Origin of the sequence: Paraburkholderia sp. CNPSo 3281 (assembly GCF_024206515.1) — a bacterium.
Taxonomy (GTDB): Bacteria; Pseudomonadota; Gammaproteobacteria; order Burkholderiales; family Burkholderiaceae; genus Paraburkholderia; species Paraburkholderia nodosa.
This window is the reverse complement of record NZ_JAMBPS010000198.1, coordinates 1-528: the sequence shown is the minus strand read 5'-3', so window position 1 is coordinate 528 and position 528 is coordinate 1. Positions and strand designations below refer to the sequence as shown.

Sequence of the window (528 nt, the reverse complement as noted above, 5' to 3'; positions counted from 1 at the left end):
TCGCATTGATGCCATCTGGCTCGCGACGGAGCCGGTCGACATGCGCGCTGGCGTCGATACGCTGCTCGCACGCGTGGTCAAGGTGTTCGGCGCGGCAAGGCCCCATCATGCCTACCTGTTTGCCAATCGTCACTCGACGCGAATGAAGGTGCTGGTCTACGATGGTCTGGGCATATGGCTTGCCGCTCGGCGGCTTAACAAGGGGCGCTTCGTCTGGACGAACGGCGAGCAGGCGGTGAGCGTGGGGCTGAGCCCTGAACAGCTTCAGGCCCTGGTGATGGGACTGCCGTGGCGCACTCTCGCGCCGGATCACGCGATCACGGTGGTTTGAGCCCCGTAAGTACGTAAACTGTTTCCCTTGCTGCGTCCGGCGCCGCTCTGGCAGACTGGTCGTCATGGACATACCTGCCGATCTCGACGCCCTCAGTACCGAACAGATACGCGAACTGAACGCGAAGCTGATGGCCGAGATCGCCGAGAAAGAAAGAGAGTTGCAGTACCGGCAAACACGTATCGACCAGCTTACGC

General features: G+C 61.6%; 1 protein-coding gene. It reads left to right on the top strand.

Annotated elements, in window-relative coordinates; all coding sequences use genetic code 11:
• Window positions 1–331: IS66 family insertion sequence element accessory protein TnpB (gene tnpB, locus M3I56_RS40895; protein ID WP_254358630.1), on the top strand; the 331-nt coding region annotated here is incomplete at its 5' end.
• Window positions 332–528: the final 197 nt, after the last annotated feature.